The following is a 21,951-nucleotide window of genomic DNA, read 5'->3' as shown; positions in this document are numbered from 1 at the left end:
GCTCAGCCGCCGAGGAGTTCTCGCAGCACCGGCTCGAGGGCGCGGAAGGCCCGTCCCCGGTGGGAGATCGCATTCTTCTCCTCGTCGGTGTGCTCGGCGAGCGTGCGCTGCTGCCCGGTCGGGACGAACACGGGGTCGTAGCCGAAGCCGTGGTGGCCCTCGGGGGCGCGGGCGAGCCGGCCCTCCACGCGTCCCTCGACGCCGTGGACCCGACCGTCGGGCATCGCAAGGACGGCGGCGCACACGAAGGCCGCGGCCCGGTGCTCGTCGGGGACGTCGCCGAGCTGCTCCAGCAGCAGGTGCAGGTTGGCCCTGTCGACCTCCGCCCGCGTGGCCCCCGGCCCGGCGGCCGAGCCCGACCATCGGGCCGAGAACACGCCGGGGGATCCACCGAGGACCTCGACGGCGAGGCCGGAGTCATCGGCAAGCGCAGGCAGGCCGGTGGCCTCGGCCAGCGCCACGGCCTTGAGCCGGGCGTTGCCGAGGAACGTCACCTCGGTCTCGGCGACGTCCGGGGCGCCCTCCACGTCGCCGGCCCCGATGATCTCGAGGTCGAGGTCGGTGACCAGGCCGCCGAGGATCTGGCGCAGCTCGTGCACCTTGTGCTCGTTGCGGGTGGCCAGCACCAGCCGACGGCTCACGCGCGTCGCTCCCGCGGGGTCGCCTCAAGGGCTGCCTGCTGGAGGAGGGTGAGCTCCGCGCAGCCGACGGTCGCGAGGTCGAGCAGGTCGCCGAGCACGGCGCGGTCGAACGGCTCCCCCTCGGCGGTGCCCTGCACCTCCACGAACCGCCCGTCCCCGGTCATGACGACGTTCATGTCGGTCTGCGCCGTCGAGTCCTCCGGGTAGTCGAGGTCGAGCACCGGGAGCCCGTCGACGAGCCCGACGCTCACCGCCGCGATCGACCCGGTGAGCGGCTGGGCGGACGGTGGGATCAAGCCCCGGGACCGGGCATCGGCCACGGCATCCGCCAGGGCCACCCACGCCCCGGTGATCGCGGCAGTGCGGGTGCCACCGTCGGCCTGGAGGACGTCACAGTCCAGGACGATGGTGTTCTCGCCGAGGCCCTTGGTGTCGATGACCGCGCGCAGGCTGCGGCCGACGAGCCGGCTGATCTCATGGGTGCGTCCGCCGACCTTCCCCCGGCGCGACTCCCGGTCCGAGCGGGTGTTGGTCGACCTGGGCAGCATCTCGTACTCAGCGGTGACCCAGCCGGTGCCCCGGCCCTTGAGCCACCGAGGAACCCCTGCGGTGAACGAGGCCGCGCACAGGACGCGGGTTCGCCCGAACTCGACGAGCACGCTGCCCTCGGCGTGGTCGAGCCAGTTGCGGGTGATCCGCACCTCACGAAGTTGATCTGGGGCACGACCATCATGGCGAATTGAGTCAGAAGGCATGGACACAAGGCTATGGCGTCACGGGGGGCAGATCGGCCACCGCGGGCGGCGTCGAGCCGCGGGCGGCGTCGAGCCGCGGGCGGCCGCACGGTTGCCCGTGAGGTCCGCGCGCACAGGGGACGCTCAGATCTCGTAGACCGCATCCGCAGCGGCGAGCCCCACGGCAGAGGGCCAGTGCATGGCCGCCTGAGCACGACAGACCTCGGGGTCGTTCCAGGACGGGATGTGCGTCAGCACCAGGCTTTGCACGCCACCCGCGCGCAGAGCGGCCCTGGCGGCGCGGGACCCCGACAGGTGGATGTCGACGACGTCGTCGCGCCCGTCGATGAAGGCCGAGTCCATCAACGCGAGATCGACACCCCGCAGCAGGGGGTCGAGATTCGGGCAGTCGTCCGTGTCGCCGGTGTAGGCCAGGAGCGCGCCCCCCGCCTCGACCCGGTAGCCGTACGCCTCGACGGGGTGGTTCACGCGATAAGGAGTCACGGTGAACGGCCCGATCAGGATCGGTGCCGCATCCACCACGGTGTGGATGTCGAACTCGGCCTCCATCCCACCGGGCTCGAGACCGTGGTACATCAGCTGCAGCCGTCGTGCCGTTCCGGTCGGCCCGAAGACGGGTAGGCGTGCCGGCAACGGACCGAGGGGCCGGTAGCGACGCGAGACATAGAGGCCGCAGAGGTCGACGCAGTGATCAGGGTGCAGGTGCGTGACGAGCACGGCGTCGAGGTCGTCGGGGGACATCTGACGCTGCAGCGCCCCGAGCGCTCCGCTCCCGAGATCCAACAGGATGCTCCACGTCCGCCCACCGAACTCCGCCTGCACCAGGTACGAGGACGCTGGGGAGCTCGGGCCGGCGAAGGAGCCCGAGCACCCGATGACAGTGATTCTCACTCGGGCCCCTCGACGCCGAGGTGCAGCGGGGCGGTGAACACCGGTCCCAAGCGTGAGCCGACACCCAGGAAACGGGCGGCCAGGCGGCGGAACTCGTCCGGATCCCCCGTGGTCGTGAACCCGTGGTCAGGCGGCGGAAGTCCATCGGGTCGCAGGAGGTCTGCGTCGGCAAGGACGCGATAGACGTCCTTGGCGGTCTCCTCTGCCGACGAGACCAACGTGATGCCGTCGCCCATGACATACGTGATCACCGCCGCGAGCAGCGGATAGTGCGTACACCCGAGCACGAGGGTGTCGACACCCTGCTCACGCAACGGGTCAAGGTAGGTGTGCGCGACCGCGACCAACTCCGAGCCACCGGTAATGCCCCGCTCGACGAACTCGACGAAGCGCGGGCACGGCGTGCTCACGACGTCAAGGTGCGGAGCTGCGGCGAACGCGTCGAGGTAGGCACCCGACTGGTGGGTGCCGACGGTCGAGATGACACCGATCCGACCATTGCGCGTGGCAGAGGCCGCGCGGCGCACTGCGGGTCGGATCACCTCGATGACCGGGACGTCGTAGCGTTCACGGGCATCGTGCAACACCGCTGCACTCGCCGTGTTGCAGGCAATGACGAGCGCCTTGACACCGTGGTCGACGAGCCGGTCCAGGCACTCCAGAGCGAGCTCACGAGTCTGGGCGATGGGACGCGGGCCGTAGGGGGCGCGCGCCGTGTCACCGAAGTAGGCCACCGACTCGTGTGGCAGCTGGTCGAGGACCGCCCGCATGACGGTCAGCCCACCATAGCCGGAGTCGAACACCCCAATCGGTTGGTCAGCCACCCGCAAAGGGTATGCGCCCACGCCCACCGGCACATCGCCGTCGGCACGTCGCACGCGTCACAGCGCCCTCGCAGTCGCCCGGTGACGGGCTGGAACGCATGACCGAGGCGGCCGGGACCCGGCACGCTCACGCGGTCAGCATGGCCGAGGCCAGGGTCTCCTGGAACCAGGTGAGGAAGTCGTACACGGCCAGGGCGTACCCGAGCGGGTCGTCCGGGTCGAGCTCGCCGGCCGCCGCCTCGAGGGCCTCGAGGTCCTCGTCGGTGCGCAGGCCCATCCGCTCGCCGAGGACGAGCCGGACATCGGTGAGCGCGGTGAGGAAGGCACGCGCCGAGGCCTCGTCCAGCACGACCTTGTCCTCGGCACGGAGCAGGCTCGCCGCCAGCGCGAGGCCCGCTGCCTTGCGCTGGCGCAACCCGGTCTCGGTGAGCCGGCGGAACTCCGCCGCGGCCTCGTCGTCCTGGCGGTTGGCCGTCGGCAGCAGGCGGTCGAGCGCGGGGTCGCGGCCGGCCCCGGAGGCCACGAGGTCGGCCTGGTCCTGGGCCGCGACGGTGACACCCATCCCCAGGCCGGCGACGATCGCGGCGAACTCGTCCACCTGCCCCTCCGACCCGGGCCCGACGGTCGTCGGCGGCGGTGGCTCGAGCAGGTCGTGCACCTGGTCCATCAGCCCGGCGACGGTCGCCCGCTCGAGCGGGTCGAGGCGTGCGACGTAGGATGCGGCCCTTCCCCGCCCCTTGCGGCGGAACCCCCGCGCCACTAGGAGTCCTTCTGGAACGTCGCCCAGAGGCCGTAGCCCTGGAGCGCCTCGGTGTCGGCCTCCATGGCCTCCCGGGTGCCGTTCGCGACGACGGCGCGACCCTGGGTGTGCACGTCCATCATGAGCTTCTCCGCCTTGGCCCGGGAGTAGCCGAAGTGGCTCTGCAGCACGTAGGTCACGTATGACATGAGGTTGACCGGGTCGTTCCACACGATCGTGATCCACGGCAGGTCGGGGGCGAGGTCACCGCCGGTGGCGGTGACCTCCTGCGTGACGGGTGCGAGCGACACCTCGCAAGGATAGGCCGCACCCGCGCGGTGCTCAGCGCGAGGACCGCGTGAGGATGCCGCGGCGCACCATCATCGCGACCGCCGCCTCGGTCGCCTCCAGGGTCGAGCGGTCCGCAGGGGCTCCCACCTGGGACTCCAGGGCCTCGGCGAGGGACTCCACCTCGATCTCGTGCTCGGTGAGCTCGTAGATCGCGACGGCGACGGCGCTGAGCCGCAGGGCCTTGCCGTGGGCGAGCACGGCGGTCTCGCCGTCGCGGGTCAGCAGGTCGTCGACGGGGCGGCGCTGCACCTTCATGCCGCGCCACCCAGCAGGGCCGTCAGCGTGCCGTCGAGGTCGGCGGCCTCGGCGTAGCGAAGGCGCAGCACGGGGCCGGCCGCGTCGATGAAGTCGGCCATCCGGTGCAGTGGCCGTGGCAGCGCGGCCAGCGAGGACGACTGCTCGGTGAGGGCGAACACGGCATCCATGAAGGGCACCTCCTCGACGTCGGCGGCCGTGGCCGCAGGGTCCCGGGCCAGCAGCACGACCCGGGACGCCACCGGCGCCGGCGGCGCGGCGAGCAGGCCGAGGGCGTCGGGCGACAGCTCGTCCTTGACGCCCGGCTGCTCCTGCCGACGCACCGACAGCGGTTTGGGGTAGGGCAGGATCCGACCGTCGGCATCCATGCCGACGGTCTCGTCGGTGAGGTAGCCGTACGACTGCCCGAGGCGCCGGCTCAGGGTGGTCTTGCCCGTGCCCCCGGGGGCGACGTAGACGAGGCTGACCCCGGTCAGCGGGTGGCTGACCGCTCCGGCGTGCACCATGAGCAGGTGCCCCGCCTGGGCGGCGATCAGCGCCCGGGTCACCGTCTGGGTCGTGACCATCAGCCGCTGGGCCAGGTCACCCTCGTCGTCGAGCCGCGCCAGGACCGGGCTGGCAGCCCGGGACTCGCCGCGGCCGTCGGGGACGAGGCACCGTGACCATGCCGCCCGCAACGCCTCCAGCAGCGGGGCGGCCGCGTCACCGGAGCACCGGACCTCGACCGAGCACCCCAGCCCGTGCAGGGTCAGCACGTCACTCACGCGGTGGCCCCTCCTGCGGTGCGGGCCACGCACGCGACGGGGCCGAGATGAGCGGCCAGCCTACCCTCGCGGCACACTCAGGCGCGGTGGCGGTTCCACGACCCGGCGTACACGCCGTCGTCGCAGGCCCGGCCACCTTCACCGATCTCCAGCGGGCGGAAGGTGTCGACCATGACGGCGAGCTCGTCGAAGGACTCCTTGCCGATCGACGCCTCGGCCGCGCCGGGCTGGGGTCCGTGCGCGTGCCCCCCGGGGTGCAGGGAGATCGAGCCCTTGGCGATGCCCGACCCCTTGCGGGCCTCGTAGTCACCGTCGACGTAGAACATCACCTCGTCGCTGTCGACGTTGGAGTGGTAGTACGGCACGGGGATCGCCAGCGGGTGGTAGTCGACCTTGCGCGGCACGAAGTTGCAGATGACGAAGTTCCAGCCCTCGAAGACCTGGTGTGCCGGCGGCGGCTGGTGGATGCGCCCGGTGATCGGCTCGTAGTCGCTCACGTTGAACACGTACGGGTAGAGGCAGCCGTCCCAGCCGACGACGTCGAGGGGGTGGAAGGGCACGACGTGCACGGTGCCGACGATGCCGCCGCTGCTCGCCGGGCCACCTGCGCGGTGCTTGATGTAGACCTCGGTGTACGCGTCGGGGTCCTCACCGACGTCCTCGGCGAGCAGCGGCCCTTGCGGAACGCGCAGGTCCCGCTCGCAGTACGGGCTGTGCTCGAGGAACTGGCCGTACTTGCTCAGGTAGCGCTTCGGCGGCGCGATGTGGCTGCTCGCCTCGATGCAGATCGTGCGCAGCGGGTCCTTTGCGGACTGCTTCGGGATCCACCGGTGGGTCGTGGCCCGGGGGATCACCACGTAGTCGCCCTCACCGACCTCGAAGGAACCGAAGACGGTCTCCACGCGGGCCCGGCCGCGCTCGACGTAGACGCACTCGTCGCCGATGCCGTTGCGGTACCACGGGCTCGGGGCGCCCGCCACGGCATACGACAGGCGCACGTCGCCGTTGCCGAGCAGGAGGCGACGGCCGGTGACGACGTCGGTGTCCTTGACCACCTTGGCCGGGAACAGGTCGTGGGGCTTCAGGTGCAGCGGCAGCAACGGGTGGTTCGGCGTCGTCGAGAGGTCGCCGACGTTCCAGACCCGGTACTCGGCGACGGCCGAGGGGATGTTGCGGTGGTAGAGCAGGCTGGAGTCGGAGGAGAAGCCCTCCTCCCCCATGAGCTCCTCGGAGTACAGCTCACCGACCTGGCCGCGCTTGGCGGGCCGGCGGTGCTGGGTGTGCCGCTTCGGGGGGATGCTGCCCATTGCCTGGTAGTGCGCCACTGCTGTCGTCCACTCCCTCGAGGTCCCTGGTGTCTCCCCCGCAGGCTACGCCGGGTCGGGGCGGCTCGGTACCGTGAGCACCATGCCCTCGACGACCAGCAGCGTGTTCCGCGACCTGATCGACGACGCTGCCGTGTTCCCTCCCGGGAACGCCTCACTGCCGGATGCCGTGGCGCGCCACCGCGCCCACCGCACCTCGGGCTACGCGCAGTACATCGGGCCCCTGCTCGTCCCGGCTGGCAGCGCTGACGACCTGGTGGCCGTGCTCGACGGCGAGCCGAGCACCGAAGGTGAGCGGACGGCATCCGGGCTGATCGAGGTCGTGCTCATCGCGCGCCCCGGCGCGGACCCCGCGCTGGTGCCTGCGGCGCAGGACCTGCTGGTCGACGACCCGCGGGTGCAGGTCGTGGGCGCCGAGGTCGGGTGGTTCGACGGGTGGGTGAAGGCCCTCGCGGGGGCGCTGCCGCTGGCCATCGAGATCCCCCGGGGCCCTGATCAGCAGCGCGCGATCACCGAGATCCGTGCCGCGCGGGAGGCCGGCCACCCCGTCGTCGCGAAGTTCCGCACCGGGCAGACACCCACCTGGGTCTGGCCCGACGAGACCGAGCTGGCCGAGGTGCTGCGCTCCGTGGCCACCCAGGTGCCGTTCAAGCTGACCGGCGGGCTGCACCACGCCGTGCGCGGCACCTACGAGGTGGGCGGTGTGCCCGAGGAGAACCACGGCATCCTCAACATCCTGCTCGCGACGGCTGCCGCGCTCGACGGGGCCGGGCACGACGAGGTCGCCGGGCTGCTCGCTGTGCGCGCTGCGCAGGCCCTGGCCGCCCTCGTCGGCGCGTGGACGCCCGAGACAGCCAAGCGGGTACGCGCCGCCTTCACGGCCTACGGTTGCTGCACCGTGACCGACCCGATCGACGAACTGACCGTTCTCAACCTGCTGACGAAGGACTGAGCGATGACCTGGCTCGACCTGCCCGCCGACCACCCTTTCGGCATCCACAACCTGCCCTACGGGGTCTTCTCGACCCACGGCACGCAGCGACGCGTGGGGGTTCGCGTGGGCGACCACGTGCTCGACGTCGCCGCGTGCGCCGAGCAGGCGGGCATGGAGTCCGGCGCGGTGTGGCGGGCGGGCTCGCTCAACCCGTTCCTTGCCCAAGGGCGAGCCGCGTGGACGGCCGCCCGGGAGTGGCTCACCGAGCAGCTGACCAACGAGGCGCACCGCGAGTGCGTCGAGGCCCACCTGGTGCCGGTGGCCGAGGTAACGATGCACCTGCCGATCGAGGTCGCCGACTATGTCGACTTCTACGCCAGCGAGCACCACGCCACCAACGTCGGGCGGATGTTCCGGCCCGACTCCGAGCCGCTCACCCCGAACTGGAAACACCTGCCCATCGGTTACCACGGCCGCTCCGGCACCGTCGTCGTCTCGGGCACCGACATCGTGCGCCCCTGCGGCCAGCGCAAGCCCCCGACCGAGCCGGTGCCGGTGTTCGGGCCGTCGGCTCGTCTCGACATCGAGGCCGAGCTGGGCTTCGTCATCGGGGGCGCCACGACCCTCGGTGCGCCGGTGGCTCTCGCGGATGCCGGGGAGCACCTGTTCGGCGTCGTCATCCTCAACGACTGGTCGGCTCGCGACCTCCAGGCGTGGGAGTACGTGCCGCTCGGGCCCTTCCTCGGCAAGTCGTTCGCGACCTCGATCTCACCCTGGGTGGTCACCATGGACGCTCTGGGCGCAGCCCGCGTGCCGCTGCCCGGCCAGGACCCCGAGCCGTTGCCCTACCTGCGCGGTGAGCCGACCGCGGACGGTGCGAGCACGGCATCCGGGCTCGACATCAGCCTGGAGGTCGAGTGGAACGGCACGGTCGTGGCCCGGCCGCAGTTCCGCGACATGTACTGGTCACCCGCGCAGATGCTCGCTCACATGACCGTCAACGGCGCGACGCTTCGTGACGGCGACCTGTTCGGCTCGGGCACCATCTCCGGAGCGGAGAAGGACACGCGGGGCAGCTTCCTGGAACTGTCGTGGAGCGGTGCAGAGCGGGTCACCCTGGCCGACGGGTCACAGCGGACCTTCCTCGAGGACGGCGACACGGTCGTGCTGACTGCAGTTGCCCCCGGACCGGACGGTTCGGTCATCGGCCTCGGCGAGTGCGTAGGAAGGGTGCTGCCAGCCCGCTGAGGCGGCCCTCACGGGGTGGCGCGCCTGCCCGTGGCTCAGCGCTGCTTGAGCACGACCACCGTGTCGGCGACCTTGTCGTGCAGGGTCTGCCGCTTGGGGTCCCAGAGCAGCCACGCTGGGTCGAGGATGCTGACGATCGAGCCCAACAGCCCCACCACCGGCACCACACCGACGACAGCGGTGGCGAGCCCGATGAGCTGACGCTTGATGGCATCGACCACGGTGAGCTTGCCCGGCCCATCGACGCGACGAACCACCGTGCCCAGCGCCATCTTGCCGGGGGTGGCGCCACGCCAGGCGAGGAACACCGTCTCGTAGAGGAGGCCCACGACCAGGCTGACGATGGTGATCGGGAGGCTGGCTGCCAGCATCTCGGTGATGTAGGCGTTCTGGTCGGGCATGGCCCCACCCGCCTCTGCCGCCGCCACGGAGGCGTCGATGAAGTCGCTGACGGCCGTGAACAACGGGCCCAGCCAGGGAATGGCCACGATCACGGCCACGATGCTCGTGATGACGCTGTCGAGGATGCGGGCCAGCAGGCGACGCCACCACTGGGCGAGCACCGCCCCATCGGCAAGCACGTCGCGACGCTGGGCGTAGGCCGTGCCGTAGCCGCCGTATCCCTGACCGCCCCCGTAGGCCGGGCCCGACCAGCCACTCGACCCGGGGCCCTGGGGCCCTGGACCCAGAGGCGCGCCGTGCTGCGGCGCCCCCGGGTGAACCCACCCGCCCTGCAAGCCGGCACCCTCCTGCTGCGGCGCACCACGGCCGATCACGGAGTCGTCGATCGTCGGCGACTTGCGCGGCGTGGTGTGCGAACTCCACACCACGCCGTCGAAGTAGCGCAGCTGCGACGCGTCGTCAGGATCGTCGTACCAGCCGGGTCCGGAAGGGGTCTCGCTCATGGCCTCAGGGTCTCACGCGTGCGATGACTCCTGGACACGGCACACGCCCAACCGGTGCACCGCCTCGGTCAGAGGTTGCCGCGGCGCTCCTGCTCACGCTCGATCGACTCGAACAGGGCCTTGAAGTTGCCCTTGCCGAAGCCGAGCGAGCCGTGCCGCTCGATGATCTCGAAGAACACCGTCGGGCGGTCGCCGAGGGGGCGGGTGAAGATCTGGAGCAGGTAGCCGTCCTCGTCACGATCCACGAGGATGCCGCGTGACTTGAGGTCCTCGATCGGCACGCGCACCTCGCCGATGCGGGCGCGCAGCTCGGGGTCGTCGTAGTAGGCGTCGGGGGTGTCGAGGAACTCCACACCCTCCTTGCGCAGCTCGTCGACGGTGCGCACGATGTCGTTCGTCGCCAGGGCCAGGTGCTGGGCACCGGGGCCGGCATAGAACTCGAGGTACTCGTCGATCTGGCTCTTGCGCGCCGCGATCGCGGGCTCGTTCAGGGGGAACTTCACTCGGTGGTTGCCGTTGGCGACGACCTTGGACATCAACGCGGAGTAGTCGGTGGCGATGTCGTCACCGATGAACTCGGCCATGTTCACGAAGCCCATGACCTTGTTGTAGAACCCGACCCACTCGTCCATCTTGCCGAGCTCGACGTTGCCGACGACGTGGTCGAGCGCCTGGAACAACCGCTTGGGGGCGCCGTCGCGCTTGACGTACGTGGAGGTGGCGGTGACGTACCCGGGAAGGTACGGCCCGGCATACGTGACGCCGTCGATGTCGCGCTGAACGAGGGTGTGGCGGGTCTCGCCGTAGGTCGCGATCGCCGCGATGCGCACGCTGCCGTGCTCGTCGCTGACCGTCTCCGGCTCGCTGAGGATGGTGGCACCGGCGCGGCGGGCCTGCTCGATGCACCGGTCGACGTCGGGCACCTCGAGGGAGATGTCGACGACCCCGTCGCCGTGCTTCGCGTGGTGCGCGATGAGTGGGCTGTCCGGGCTGACCGCACCCTTGATGACGAACCGGATGGACCCCGACTTCAGCACGAACGCCTTGTGGTCGCGCTGACCGTGCTCGGGCCCGGTGTAGGCGACGAGCTCCATGCCCCAGGCGCTCTGGTAGTAGTGCGCGGCCTGCGTGGCGTTGCCGACGACGAAGACGAGGGCGTCCCAGCCGGTGACGGGGAACGGGTCCTGCTGCTCGTCGTAGTCGACGAGGCCGACGAGCTGCTTGAGCTGCTGCAGGTCCAGGCCGGCCTGGCGCTCCTGCTCGGTGAGGTCGATGTGGCTGGCAGGCGTCATGGTCGTGTCAGTCATCCGCTCACTCTGGGGCCTGTGGGCAGCGGTGTGCAACGGTGCCCCTCTTGGCTGGTCAGGGTGCGCACGGTGTTGCCCTGAGCGAGGGTCAACCCGAACAATGTGACCATGCCTCGCCAGACAGGGATCGACGATCTCGACGCCCGCCTCATCGCCTTGTTCACCGAGCAACCCCATGTCGGCGTGCTCGGCGCCTCGAGAACGTTGGGCGTCGCGCGGGGCACGGTGCAGGCTCGGCTCGACCGGCTCGAGGAACGCGGGGTCGTCACGTCCTATGCGCCGCACGTCAGTTCCGAGGCCCTGGGCTATCCCGTGACGGCGTTCTGCACCCTGGAGATCCGCCAGCGCCAGGGCCACGCACCGGTCGTCGCACACCTGTCGGCCATCCCCGAGGTGCTGGAGATCCACTCGATCACCGGCGTCGGCGACCTCATCGTGCGCATCGTCGCCCGCGACAACGCCGACCTCGGCCGGGTCATCGACGAGATCATCGACGACACGCACGTGCTGCGGGCCAACACGGCGATCTGCCTGGTGACCCACCTGGACCACCGCACCGGCCCCCTCGTCGAGGCAGCGGCAGCATCCAAGGACTCCTAGCAGCGGCCGACGAACCAGCGCCTGATCCGGTCGATCCGCTCGGTGACCTGCTCACTGGTCGCCGATGCGAGCTCGGGGCCGCCACACGCACGACGCAGGTCCATGTGGATGGTCGCGTGCGGGGTGCCCGTCTTCGACGAGTACGCCGCCACGAGCTTGTTCAGCTCCTTGCGCTGAGAGGCCAGCGCGCGGTGCGCAGAGACCACCGACGGGCCGGATGCCGTCGCCCCACCTCCCGCACCCGCCCCACCTCGGCGGGTCGCCGACTTGGATTGGCGCGCCTGCCGCTCGTTGAGCAGGGTCGTCACCTGTTCGGGCTCCAGCAGGCCCGGGAGCCCGAGATAGTCCTGCTCCTCCTGCGATCCCACGGCCGCGTGCAGGCCGAACTGCTGGGCGTCGAAGAGCACGTGGTCGAAGTGCGCGTCGGACTCCAGCGCCTCGAACGAGCTGTCCTCGAGGTCGGCCTCGGTCTCGGTGCGGTTGGCCGCGGCGAGCAGCCCCTCCTCCTCCGCCCACAGGGAGGCCTCACCCTCAGCGGTGGTCTTGCGGTCGAGGGCGTGGTCGCGCTCGACCTCCATCGCGGCGGCGTGGCTGAGGATCACGGGCACCGAGGGCAGGAACACCGACGCCGTCTCACCGCGCTTGCGGGCCCGCACGAACCGCCCCACGGCCTGCGCGAAGTACAGCGGCGTCGAGGTCGAGGTGGCATAGACGCCCACGCACAGGCGCGGCACGTCGACCCCTTCGGACACCATCCGCACCGCCACCATCCACCGTGAGGTGTCGGCTGCGAACGTCTCGATGCGGGTGCTCGCCCCGGCATCGTCGGAGAGCACCACGGTGGGCGCCACCCCGGTGATGCCCTGGAGCAGCTTGGCGTACGCGCGAGCGGCCGTCTGGTTCGACGCGATCACCAGCCCACCGGCATCCGGCACGTGGCGGCGCACCTCGCTCAAGCGCTTGTCGGCAGCAGCGAGCACCGAGGGCACCCACTCCCCCTTGGGGTCGAGCGCGGTGCGCCAAGCCTGCGCCGTGAGGTCCTTGGTGAGGGGTTCGCCCAGACGTGCCGAGACCTCGTCGCCGGCCTTGGTGCGCCAGCGCATCGCGCCGCCGTAGGCCAGGAAGAGCACGGGCCGCACGACCCCGTCGCGCAACGCCTCGGCGTAGCCGTAGGTGTGGTCCGAGGCCGAGCGCAGGATGCCGTCCTCCCCCATCTCGTAGCGCAAGAACGGGATCGCGTTGGTGTCGGACCGAAACGGTGTGCCGGTCAGAGACAGGCGGCGGGTGGCCGGCTCGAAGGCTTCCCGGATGCCGTCGCCCCACGACTTCGCGTCGCCGCCGTGGTGGATCTCGTCGAGGATCACCAGGGTCGGGGTGTCGGTGGTCCGGCGGCGGTGCAGGGCCGGGTTCGCGGCGACCTGCGCATAGGTGAGCGCGACGCCGTGGTACTCGTGGGACTGCACGCCGGTGGAGTTGGAGAACGCAGGGTTGAGGTGCACGCCGACGCGCGCCGCGGCATCCGCCCACTGGGTCTTCAGGTGCTCGGTCGGGGCGACGACGGTGACCGCCCGGATGATGCCGCGGTCGAGCAGTTCGGTCGCGACCCGCAGGGCGTAGGTGGTCTTGCCGGCGCCGGGGGTGGCGACGGCGAGGAAGTCGCGGCTCTCGCTGCGCAGGTAGCTGGCCAGCGCCTCTTCCTGCCAGGCGCGCAGCTTCGAAGCGGTTCCCCACGCCGCCCGCTCGGGGAAGGCGGGTGACAGGTGTCCGGCGGCAGAGGTACTCATGGGCGACGGCAACCCTAACCGCTCGACAGCCTCACCGCTGGCACCACCCCGCCCTTGCCGACATTCCCTGCGACAGGCCGGGCGACACGCCGTGTTCTGGTGGTCGAGGCGGCTTCTCGGAGGGAGGGAGAGGGCGGATGCCGCCTACTTGTCGCCGTCCTGGGGGGCGCGCAGACCGTCGTAGATCTCCTGGCAGGTCGGGCAGACCGGGAACTTCTTCGGGTCGCGCCCGGGCACCCAGACCTTCCCGCACAGGGCGGTGACCGGCTCGCCGGACAGGGCGCTCTCGAGGATCTTCTCCTTGCGCACGTAGTGCGAGAAGCGCTCGTGGTCGCCGGGTTCGGCGACCTGGGGCACGGCCTCGGTGCGCTCGAGCACGGCGGTGCGGGTCGCTGGCTGCCCGGCCGGAGCGTTCGGGTCGTCAAGGGGCGGCATCGTCTCGCTCATGGCGCCGAGTGTATGCGCCCACCCGTCCGGAGTCGGGAGCTGAGGCGGCTGCCCGCCGGGCCATGTCACTGCCCCTACCGCCCCACCCGTGGCGATACGAAACATTTAAAGGTACTCTTAGCGCTCTAAGAGTGTTTTTAAGGAGGCTACGGTGGCAAAGCACGCCCTGCCCTACAGCGCCCCGACCGTGCTGGCAGCGGAGCTGCTCGGCCAGCAGGTCGCCAAGGGACGCCGCGAAAGAGGGTGGACGGTCGCCGAGTTGGCCGAGCGGGTCGGGGTACACCCCGTGACGATCACCAAGATCGAGAGGGGCGCCCCAACCGTGGCACTGGGCACGGCGTTGGAGGCCGCAGTCCTGTGCGGCGTCACCCTGTTCGGGCGCGACGAACCTTCCCTCGTGGCCGAGGTGCGTCACGGGCGCGAGACGTTGGCGTTGCTCCCCACGAGAGTCCGACCACGCGAGGAGCCGGTCCGTGACGACTTCTGAACCGCGCGAGGCATACGTCTGGATTTGGCTTCCGGGCGCGACGGATCCAGTCGTGGCAGGGCTGCTCGAGGCCCAGAGCAACGGCATCGTCACCTTCACCTACGGGCGTTCCTACCTCAACCGCAGCGACGCCATTGCGCTCTACCTCCCAGAGCTGCCCCTCCGCCCCGGCCGCATCGAGCCACTACCCGGCCTGAGTCTGCCCTCCGCCATCCGTGATGCGGGGCCCGACTCCTGGGGTCAGCGGGTGATCCTGGCGCGTCGCACGGGACATCTGACGCGGCACTCCGACACCGGCGACCTCGGGCCGTTGACGTACCTGCTTGAGTCGGGATCAAACCGCATCGGCGCCTTGGACTTCCAGTCGCGCCCCGACGTCTACGTCCACCGCGGAGGTGAAGCGACGCTCGACCAGCTGGTGTCTGCTGCCCAAGCGCTGGACGCCGGCGAGGCACTCCCGGAGGAGCTCGGCGAGGCCTTGGTCCGGGGAACGTCGATCGGTGGGGCCCGACCCAAGGCGCTGATCAGCGACGGCACACGACACCTCGTCGCGAAGTTCTCGTCCGCGAGCGACACATACCCCGTGGTGAAGGCGGAGGCCCTCGGGATGCTCTTGGCCCGGGCCGCCGGCGTTCGAGTTCCGAACGTCGACGTCACCCGGTCCCTCGGCAGGGACGTGCTGCTCGTTGAGCGCTTCGATCGCACGACGATGGCCGGCGAACGACGGCAGATGGTGTCGGTTCTCACCATCCTTGGCCTGGACGAGATGATGGGTCGATACGCGACCTACACCGACGTCGCCGATGTCGTGAGGGCACGGTTCAGCGACCCCGCCGGCACGCTCGCGGAACTGTTCCGCCGGATCGCGGTCAACATCTGCATCGGCAACACCGATGACCACGCCCGCAATCACGCGGCGTTCTGGGATGGCCACACCTTGGCGCTGACGCCGGCCTACGACCTCTGCCCGCAGCCACGATCGGGCCGTGAAGCGAATCAGGCAATGGCCTTCGGTCCGAACGGGCAACGTGCGGCGAGACTGACCCTGCTGCTGGAGTCAGCACCCACCTACCTCCTCAGCCAGCGCGCGGCCCGCAACATCCTCGACGAGGTCGTGGACGGCATCCGAAATTCCTACCGCGACTGTGCGGATCAGGCGCGCTTGACGACGGAGGAGGCCTCCCGGCTCATGGGCCGGCAGATTCTGAATCCGTACGCCATCGAGTAGCGGGGTCAGTTCAGCGACGGGTCGCGCGGGTACCAGGCGACCCAGCGCAACGGGTCGCCCTGACGGCGCAGGACGCGCTGCCAGAGCCCGGCCGGCTCGTGCGTGAAGACGTCTCCGCTCTCGCTGTCGACGACGAACCACGACCCGGTCCTGATCTCGTCCTCGAGCTGGCCCGGCGACCACCCGGCATACCCGGCGAAGATCCGCAGGCCGGCCACCGCCGGCACGACGAGCGACGGCTGGGCGTCGAGGTCGACCAACGCGACGGAGCCGAACAACCGGCGCACCCCCGACGGCGCAGGAGAGTCGCCGGGGACGACGGCCAGGCCGAGCGCCGAGTCGAGCTGCACGGGGCCGCCCTGGAAGACCTTCGCCGGAGAACTGGCGTGGGCCTCCCACCCGGGCAGCACCGCGTCGATGTCGGCGTCGATCGGCCGGTTGAGGACCAGACCCTGGGCGCCGTCGTCATCGTGGTGGAGCACGAGGACGACGGAGCGTGCGAACACGCCCTCCTCGATCTGCGGGGTCGCGACGAGGAGCTTGCCCGTGGTGTGGCTGGTGCTCACCCGTCCATTCTGCCCCGGCCACCGGCCGGGCGTCCGGACCCGTGACGGGAGTGACCGCCACCGGAGTACGAGGGGCGACCACCGGGGCGGCCACCCGGGCGACCGGCGGGACGACCGTCCGGACGGCCACCACCACGGCGACCACCGTTCTTGCCGCCCTCGAGAATCGGGCGCCACACGGCATCCGGCACCGGCACACCGCTCGGTGCACGACCACCCATGGCCTGGACCGTCGCGTCACCGGGGGCGACCTTGGCGGTCTTGGCCTCGGCGCCGGCACCCTCGATGATCCGCGTGACCATCTTGCGCTGGTGAGGCAGGGCGAGCATGACGACTGCGCCCTCCTCCCCTGCCCGGGCGGTGCGGCCGGCACGGTGGAGGTAGTCCTTGTGGTCGGTCGGCGGGTCGACCTGGACGACCATGCCGACGTCGTCGACGTGGATGCCGCGCGCGGCGACGTCGGTCGCGACGAGGACGTTCATCGAGCCGTCACGGAAGGCGCCGAGCACGCGGTTGCGAACTGCCTGCGACAGGCCACCGTGAAGGGATGCCGCGAGCACGCCTCGCTCGCGCAGCTCGCCGGCGATGCGGTCGGAACCGAGCTGGGTGCGGGCGAAGACGATGACCCGCCCACCGCGACCGGCGAGCTCGGCCGTCATGGCCTTCTTGTCCTGGGGGTCGATCAGGAGCACGTGGTGGCTCATCGTCGTCACGGCCGCCTGCGCGTTGTCGGTCGAGTGGGTGACCGGGTCGACGAGGTAGCGGTCGACGAGGGTGTCGATGCCCTTGTCGAGCGTGGCGGAGAACAGCAGTCGCTGACCGCCCTGGGGAATGGTGTCGAGGATCGCGGTGACCTCGGGCAGGAAGCCCATGTCGGCCATGTGGTCGGCCTCGTCGAGCACGGCGATCTCCACCGCGCTCAGGTCGACCGCGCCACGCTCCATGAGGTCGGCGAGCCGGCCCGGAGTCGCGACGAGGATGTCCAGACCCTTGGCGAGCGCCTTGATCTGCGGCTCGTACGACAGACCACCGGCGACGAGCTTGTGGCGCAGACCGCTGACGTGGACGAACGGCTCGAGCGCGTCGCTGACCTGCATGGCCAGCTCACGGGTCGGGACGAGGATGAGCGAACGCGGACGCTTGCTCTGCGGCCGGCTGCCGTCGGCCAGGCGCGCGATCATCGACAGACCGAACGCGAGGGTCTTGCCCGACCCGGTGCGGCCACGCCCGAGGACGTCACGACCGGCGAGTGCGTCGGGGATCGTCGCCTCCTGGATCGGGAACGGGTCGGCGATGCCGTCACGGGCGAGGCGCTCGACGAGCACGGCGGGCACGCCGAGGGCAGCGAAGCCGTTGTCGGCCGTGACCTCCTTGGCGGCACCGGCCGTCGACGAGTAGTGGGTCCAGGTGTCGGCCTCGGCACGCTGCGCCTCGGCCTCCTCGAACGACAGGGGTCGGTCGTCGTCGACCTGGGGTGCACCGCGGTAGCCACGGTCGTCGCGACCCTGGTACCCACCACGACTGCCACCACGGTCATCGCGGCCCTGGTACCCACCACGGCTACCGCCACGGTCATCGCGGCCCTGGTACCCACCACGGCTACCGCCACGGTCATCACGGCCCTGGTACCCACCACGGCTACCGCCACGGTCATCGCGACCCTGGTACCCACCACGACTGCCGCCACGGTCATCGCGACCCTGGTACCCACCACGACTGCCGCCACGGTCATCGCGACCCTGGTAGCCACTTCGGTCATCGCGACCCTGGTACCCACCACGACTGGCGCCACGGTCGTCACGACCCTGGTAGCCACTTCGGTCATCGCGACCCTGGTACCCACCACGGTCGGCACCGCGGTCCACGCGCCGACCCTCGTGGCGATCGCGTCGGGCCGGGTCGGCCACGCGGGGGGCGCGGTCACGCACCGGTCGCTCGCCACGCTCGAGGCGGGGTCGCTCATCATGGGGACGGTGCACGTGTCGCTCCTCGCGCGAGTCCGAGACCCAACGCTTCGGTCGGTCGTTCCGGTCTTCGCGGTTCGAGGTGTAGCCCCGGTCGGACTGACCGGAGGAGTAGCGCGAGCCGCGGCTGTCGCCACGGGTCGAGCTGCCGCGGTCGTCGCGGCGGTAGGGGCGGTCGCCACCACGGGACTCGCCGCCACGGGAGTCGGGGCGCCCGGCGGCGGCCTGACGGCGCGGGTCCTCGCGGTCCCACCGGGGGGAACGCTCGGCGCGCGGACGCTTGGTGTACTCGCCGGACTCGGCGCGAGCGGCGCGCTTGGGCGCACTCTTCGGGCCGTCGGGCTGGCCGCGGTGGTGGGCCTTCTGCGGGGCCTTCCTGGCCTCGGACTTCTGGGCAGTGGTCCAGCGGGCCTTCTTGGGCCCGGTTGCCTTCTTGGGCATGGATGATTCACCTGTTTCATGGTTCGTGACGACTGGAGACAGACACGTCTTCGAGCCGATGGCGAACGCGGCGAAACAAGACGAGCCTCGACCGGACATCAGGGACGTCAGGTCGGTGGGGGCCGGTTCGACGTGAGTGTCACCGGCAGCACCGGGTGGGATGGGGCGCGATCGCACTCTGCGATCTCGGCGGACGCGGCCATGCGTCCGAGCACCTCGGTGGAACGACAATCTTAGCAGCGCGACGGCATCCCAAAAACCACGCCGGATGCCGTCCGCCTCCCCACGCCCCCCCGTCACCGGGGTCGAAACTTCTCCGCCGTCAGTGTGATGGCGCGGAAGTTCTCCGCCCCGTCACCGCCCGCCAGACGACGACACCGAGAACCACCCCGGACAGGTCGGCCAGCACGTCGAAGGGGTCACCGGCACGCATCGGCAGCAGCGCACCCTGCACCACCTCGCTCACCACCGCGTGGGCGGCGAACACCGGGACGACGACCCGCGCGGGCAACCCTGCGACGAGAGCCAGGGCCGTCGGCACGAGGAACACCAGCACGTGGACGACCTTGTCGGCGTGGGGGAACACCGGCAGGCCGCCGGGTTGCGCAGGCGCGTAGAGCACGACGAACTGGGCCGCGACGGCCAGCGCGAGCAGCATCAGCAGCATGCCCCGGCCCGACCGCCCGGATGCCGCACCAGCGTCGGTCACGCACCCTCGCGGGCTGCGACGGCGGCGCCCACGGCGTCGGCGACGACGGCACTGACGTCGGGGTGGAACACGCTCGGGATGATGTAGGTGGCGTTGCGCTCGTCGTCGCGCACGACGTCGGCGGCGGCGAGCAGCACGTCCATGTCGACGTGGGACACCCCGGAGTCGATGAGGCCGCGGAACACCCCGGGGAAGACCAGTACGTTGTTGATCTGGTTCGCGAAGTCCGAGCGGCCGGTCGCGACGACGGCCGCGTGCCGGGCGGCGATGTCGGGGTCGATCTCGGGGACCGGGTTGGCCATGGCGAACACGATGCTGTCCGGTGCCATCGAGGCGACGTCGGCCTCGGTGATGACGTCGGGTGCGGAGACTCCGAGGAACACGTCGGCGCCTCGCATGGCGTCGGAGAGGGTGCCGGTGACGTCGTCCGGGTTGGTGTTGGCAGCGATCCAGGCGTGGTTGGGGTGCTCCCCCGAGAGCACGTCGGCCCGACCGCGGTGGACGACCCCTTCGACGTCGGCGACGACCACGTGTTGGGCGCCCGCGTGCAGGAACAGCTTGAGGATCGCGGTCCCGGCGGCGCCGGCCCCGCTCATGACCAGGCGCACGTCCTCGAGTCGCTTGCCGACCACCCGGAGGGCGTTGCGCAGGGCCGCCAGCGCCACGATCGCCGTGCCGTGCTGGTCGTCGTGGAACACCGGGATGTCGAGCTCGGCGCGCAGCCGGGCCTCGATCTCGAAGCAGCGCGGCGCCGAGATGTCCTCGAGGTTGATACCGGCGAACGCGGGCGAGATGGCCTTGACGATGCTGATGATCTCCTCGGTGTCGGTGGTGTCGAGGCAGATCGGGAAGGCGTCGATGTCGGCGAACCGCTTGAACAGCGCGGCCTTGCCCTCCATGACGGGCAGTGCGGCGAGCGGGCCGATGTCACCGAGCCCCAGCACTGCGGTGCCGTCGGTGACGACGGCCACGGTGTTGCGCTTGATGGTCAGTCGGCGCGCGTCGGCAGGGTTCTCGGCGATGGCCAGGCAGACCCGGGCCACCCCCGGCGTGTAGACCATCGACAGGTCGTCGCGGGTGCGGATCGGCACCTTGGACTCCACGGACAGCTTGCCCCCGAGGTGCATGAGGAAGGTGCGGTCCGACACCCGGCCGATCTCGACGCCCTCGACCTCGCGCATCGCGGCGACGATCGTGTCGGCGTGCTCTGGGTCGTGGGTGAGCATCGTCATGTCGATGCGCACCTTGGTCGCACCGGATGCCGTCACGTCGAGTCCGGTGACCACCCCGCCGGCCTTCTCGATGACGCCCGTCATCTCGCTCACGGCGGTCGCGCGCGCCGGGAGGGTGAGGCGGACGGTCACGGAGTTGGCGATGGAGGGGCTCGACGGCATACCGATGATTGAACCTCCTACCGACAGGTAGACCGGAATCTGCGTCCATGTCGATCCCGTCGGCCTACAGTGACGCCCATGTTCGACCACGTGGAAGTGACCGGAACCGGTTCGGCGAGCGCCGTCCCCGACGTCGTCGTCCTCGACGCACGGGTCAGCTGTGATGCCCCGGACGTCGCGGGCGCGCTGGCGAAGGCGTCGGAGCGAGTATCCGCAGCCCTCGCCGCCGCGAGCGAGGCCGGGGTGGCCGCCGCCGACCGGCAGAGCACCGGCATGGGGGTGAACTCGCGGTGGGACCACGAGGGCCGAGGGGTCATCGGCTACAGCGCGTACCAGAGCCTGCGCCTGCTCATGCGTGACCGCGACGGGGTCGGCGACCTGATCAGCGCCTTGGCGCGGGCGGCCGGGGACTCCTTCGGGCTGGACGGCGTGCGCCTCGAGGTCGCGGAGAAGGCACCGCTGGTGGAGCAGGCGCGCGCCGCGGCGTTCGCGGACGCCGTCCGCACGGCCACGCAGTACGCGCAGCTCGCGGGGCGCCCCCTGGGGCAGGCGGTCAAGGTCATCGAGGGTGGCAGCGGCCCGGGCCCGGCACCCAAGATGCGCGCCATGGCGGCGATGGAATCCGGCGGTGGCATGCCGGTCGAGGCAGGCGAGAACGCCGTGACCGTCACCGTGGCGGTCCGCTTCGGGCTGGGCTGAGACCCGTGGGATGGGTCGACGCGCTCGGCTGGTTCGGCTCGGCGCTGCTCATCTACTCGCTGCTCCAGGCGCGCATCCTGCGGTTGCGTGTCCTGAACACGGTGGCGTGCCTGATCCTCATCGTGTTCAACCTGATGATCGGCGTCTGGCCGATGGTCGCGATGAACGTCGTGCTGGCAGCGATCAACCTCTTCTTCATCATCAGGCTCCTGCGTGAGCGCACGGATGACCAGGCGTATGCCGTGCTCCCGGTGCGCGAGGATGACGCCTACCTGGCGCACTTCCTGCACGTCCACCGGGCGGACATCGACACCTACTTCCCCGGCTTCACCGGCGGCGTCCCGCACGGCCGACTGACCTACCTCGTGCAGCACGGGGACGAGACGGCCGGGGTGATCGTCGTGCGGGATGCCGAAGGCGGCACCGCGCAGGTCGAGCTCGACTACGTGACCCCCAGGTGGCGTGACTTCTCACCGGGAGAGTTCGTCTTCCGGCAGTCCGGGCTGTTCCGTGATCGTGGCTTCACCGAGGTGCTGACCCCGCCCGGCATGGTGAGCCCGTACTACTCCAAGCTCGGCTTCACCCAGGACGGCGATCGGTACCGCCTGACCATCGTCTGAGCACCGCCTGGTTCCTTGCGCACCCCCGAGGGGCGCGGGGTTGTCCGGGGTCCTACGATGCAAAGACACCACT

Annotated in this window: 24 protein-coding genes; 7 read left to right on the top strand and 17 right to left on the bottom strand. The window is 70.7% G+C overall.

All coding sequences use genetic code 11. The annotated features are described in order from the left end of the window. Nucleotides 1-2: 2 nt before the first annotated feature. From rdgB to C8E84_RS17015, 9 genes are all read right to left on the bottom strand, one after another. Nucleotides 3-641 carry an RdgB/HAM1 family non-canonical purine NTP pyrophosphatase gene (gene rdgB / locus C8E84_RS17055; RefSeq protein WP_159904082.1) on the bottom strand — a complete coding sequence of 213 codons (639 nt, stop codon included), beginning with the start codon at nucleotides 639-641 and terminating at the stop codon, nucleotides 3-5. Then, complete coding sequence (gene rph, locus C8E84_RS17050) at nucleotides 638-1,396, bottom strand: ribonuclease PH (RefSeq protein ID WP_159904080.1); 759 nt, start codon at nucleotides 1,394-1,396, stop codon at nucleotides 638-640. Before rph ends, rdgB begins: the two co-directional genes overlap by 4 nt. Nucleotides 1,397-1,519: 123 nt before the next feature. Next, a complete protein-coding gene (locus C8E84_RS17045) occupies nucleotides 1,520-2,287 on the bottom strand; it encodes an MBL fold metallo-hydrolase (protein WP_159904078.1) in 768 nt (255 codons plus the stop codon). Further along, complete coding sequence (murI, locus tag C8E84_RS17040) at nucleotides 2,284-3,111, bottom strand: glutamate racemase (RefSeq protein WP_159904076.1); 828 nt, start codon at nucleotides 3,109-3,111, stop codon at nucleotides 2,284-2,286. The genes C8E84_RS17045 and murI overlap by 4 nt, the downstream gene beginning before the upstream one ends. A gap of 127 nt (nucleotides 3,112-3,238) precedes the next feature. Next, a complete protein-coding gene (locus C8E84_RS17035; protein ID WP_159904074.1) occupies nucleotides 3,239-3,871 on the bottom strand; it encodes a DUF2017 family protein in 633 nt (210 codons plus the stop codon). Continuing rightward, nucleotides 3,871-4,161 (bottom strand): ATP-dependent Clp protease adapter ClpS, encoded by a 291-nt coding sequence (clpS, locus tag C8E84_RS17030; RefSeq protein WP_159904072.1) that lies wholly within the window; start codon nucleotides 4,159-4,161, stop codon nucleotides 3,871-3,873. The genes C8E84_RS17035 and clpS overlap by 1 nt, the downstream gene beginning before the upstream one ends. Before the next feature lie 31 nt (nucleotides 4,162-4,192). Next, nucleotides 4,193-4,456: a hypothetical protein gene (locus C8E84_RS17025; protein ID WP_159904070.1), complete on the bottom strand. Its 264-nt coding sequence runs from the start codon at nucleotides 4,454-4,456 to the stop codon at nucleotides 4,193-4,195. Beyond that, the gene (locus C8E84_RS17020; RefSeq protein WP_159904068.1) at nucleotides 4,453-5,220 is read right to left on the bottom strand and encodes a hypothetical protein; all 768 of its coding nucleotides are present in this window, start codon (nucleotides 5,218-5,220) and stop codon (nucleotides 4,453-4,455) included. The genes C8E84_RS17025 and C8E84_RS17020 overlap by 4 nt, the downstream gene beginning before the upstream one ends. 77 nt (nucleotides 5,221-5,297) lie before the next feature. Beyond that, nucleotides 5,298-6,545: a homogentisate 1,2-dioxygenase gene (locus C8E84_RS17015; protein WP_159904066.1), complete on the bottom strand. Its 1,248-nt coding sequence runs from the start codon at nucleotides 6,543-6,545 to the stop codon at nucleotides 5,298-5,300. 82 nt (nucleotides 6,546-6,627) lie between these two features. Here C8E84_RS17015 and C8E84_RS17010 point away from each other — a divergent pair, with 82 nt between their 5' ends. Together C8E84_RS17010 and fahA are read left to right on the top strand one after the other, a co-directional pair. Then, nucleotides 6,628-7,497: a hypothetical protein gene (locus C8E84_RS17010; RefSeq protein WP_159904064.1), complete on the top strand. Its 870-nt coding sequence runs from the start codon at nucleotides 6,628-6,630 to the stop codon at nucleotides 7,495-7,497. Nucleotides 7,498-7,500: 3 nt separating this feature from the next. Next, on the top strand, nucleotides 7,501-8,727 hold the full coding sequence (fahA, locus tag C8E84_RS17005) for a fumarylacetoacetase (protein WP_159904063.1): 1,227 nt from the start codon (nucleotides 7,501-7,503) through the stop codon (nucleotides 8,725-8,727). A 35-nt stretch (nucleotides 8,728-8,762) separates the two neighbouring features. Here the strand turns inward: fahA and C8E84_RS17000 are convergent, their stop codons facing one another. Both C8E84_RS17000 and hppD read right to left on the bottom strand, forming a co-directional pair. Further along, entirely contained in the window at nucleotides 8,763-9,632 is an 870-nt protein-coding gene (locus C8E84_RS17000) for an RDD family protein (protein ID WP_159905084.1), read from the bottom strand. 68 nt (nucleotides 9,633-9,700) lie between these two features. Further along, the gene (gene hppD, locus C8E84_RS16995) at nucleotides 9,701-10,939 is read right to left on the bottom strand and encodes a 4-hydroxyphenylpyruvate dioxygenase (RefSeq protein WP_159904061.1); all 1,239 of its coding nucleotides are present in this window, start codon (nucleotides 10,937-10,939) and stop codon (nucleotides 9,701-9,703) included. Between the two features lie 108 nt (nucleotides 10,940-11,047). Between hppD and C8E84_RS16990 the strand changes: the two genes are divergently transcribed. Beyond that, nucleotides 11,048-11,539 (top strand): Lrp/AsnC family transcriptional regulator, encoded by a 492-nt coding sequence (locus tag C8E84_RS16990; protein WP_159904059.1) that lies wholly within the window; start codon nucleotides 11,048-11,050, stop codon nucleotides 11,537-11,539. Here the strand turns inward: C8E84_RS16990 and C8E84_RS16985 are convergent. Together C8E84_RS16985 and C8E84_RS16980 are read right to left on the bottom strand one after the other, a co-directional pair. After that, the gene (locus tag C8E84_RS16985) at nucleotides 11,536-13,323 is read right to left on the bottom strand and encodes a DEAD/DEAH box helicase (protein WP_159904057.1); all 1,788 of its coding nucleotides are present in this window, start codon (nucleotides 13,321-13,323) and stop codon (nucleotides 11,536-11,538) included. The two genes, C8E84_RS16990 and C8E84_RS16985, sit on opposite strands and share 4 nt — an antisense overlap. A 144-nt stretch (nucleotides 13,324-13,467) precedes the next feature. Further along, on the bottom strand, nucleotides 13,468-13,770 hold the full coding sequence (locus C8E84_RS16980) for a DUF3039 domain-containing protein (protein ID WP_159904055.1): 303 nt from the start codon (nucleotides 13,768-13,770) through the stop codon (nucleotides 13,468-13,470). 151 nt (nucleotides 13,771-13,921) lie between these two features. Between C8E84_RS16980 and C8E84_RS16975 the strand changes: the two genes are divergently transcribed. Both C8E84_RS16975 and C8E84_RS16970 read left to right on the top strand, forming a co-directional pair. After that, the gene (locus C8E84_RS16975; protein ID WP_211675648.1) at nucleotides 13,922-14,257 is read left to right on the top strand and encodes a helix-turn-helix transcriptional regulator; all 336 of its coding nucleotides are present in this window, start codon (nucleotides 13,922-13,924) and stop codon (nucleotides 14,255-14,257) included. Between the two features lie 52 nt (nucleotides 14,258-14,309). After that, nucleotides 14,310-15,485: a type II toxin-antitoxin system HipA family toxin gene (locus C8E84_RS16970; protein ID WP_246197008.1), complete on the top strand. Its 1,176-nt coding sequence runs from the start codon at nucleotides 14,310-14,312 to the stop codon at nucleotides 15,483-15,485. 5 nt (nucleotides 15,486-15,490) lie between these two features. Here the strand turns inward: C8E84_RS16970 and C8E84_RS16965 are convergent, their stop codons facing one another. The 4 genes from C8E84_RS16965 to C8E84_RS16950 form a co-directional block, all read right to left on the bottom strand. Beyond that, nucleotides 15,491-16,051, bottom strand: coding sequence for a YqgE/AlgH family protein (locus tag C8E84_RS16965; protein ID WP_159904052.1), 561 nt, complete (start codon nucleotides 16,049-16,051; stop codon nucleotides 15,491-15,493). Beyond that, entirely contained in the window at nucleotides 16,048-18,456 is a 2,409-nt protein-coding gene (locus C8E84_RS16960) for a DEAD/DEAH box helicase (RefSeq protein WP_159904050.1), read from the bottom strand. Before C8E84_RS16960 ends, C8E84_RS16965 begins: the two co-directional genes overlap by 4 nt. Nucleotides 18,457-18,778: 322 nt before the next feature. Beyond that, complete coding sequence (locus C8E84_RS16955) at nucleotides 18,779-19,165, bottom strand: VanZ family protein (RefSeq protein WP_159904048.1); 387 nt, start codon at nucleotides 19,163-19,165, stop codon at nucleotides 18,779-18,781. Continuing rightward, entirely contained in the window at nucleotides 19,162-20,559 is a 1,398-nt protein-coding gene (locus C8E84_RS16950) for an NAD-dependent malic enzyme (protein ID WP_159904047.1), read from the bottom strand. The genes C8E84_RS16955 and C8E84_RS16950 overlap by 4 nt, the downstream gene beginning before the upstream one ends. 78 nt (nucleotides 20,560-20,637) lie before the next feature. On the opposite strand from C8E84_RS16950, the gene C8E84_RS16945 reads away from it, so the two are divergent. Together C8E84_RS16945 and C8E84_RS16940 are read left to right on the top strand one after the other, a co-directional pair. Then, on the top strand, nucleotides 20,638-21,258 hold the full coding sequence (locus tag C8E84_RS16945) for an SIMPL domain-containing protein (protein ID WP_159904045.1): 621 nt from the start codon (nucleotides 20,638-20,640) through the stop codon (nucleotides 21,256-21,258). 5 nt (nucleotides 21,259-21,263) lie between these two features. Next, the gene (locus C8E84_RS16940) at nucleotides 21,264-21,878 is read left to right on the top strand and encodes a YgjV family protein (protein WP_159904043.1); all 615 of its coding nucleotides are present in this window, start codon (nucleotides 21,264-21,266) and stop codon (nucleotides 21,876-21,878) included. Nucleotides 21,879-21,951: the final 73 nt, after the last annotated feature.

This window comes from Ornithinibacter aureus, assembly GCF_009858245.1.
In the GTDB taxonomy this organism is placed as follows: Bacteria; Actinomycetota; Actinomycetes; order Actinomycetales; family Dermatophilaceae; genus Fodinibacter; species Fodinibacter aureus.
This window is presented reverse-complemented; position numbering and strand designations above follow the sequence as displayed.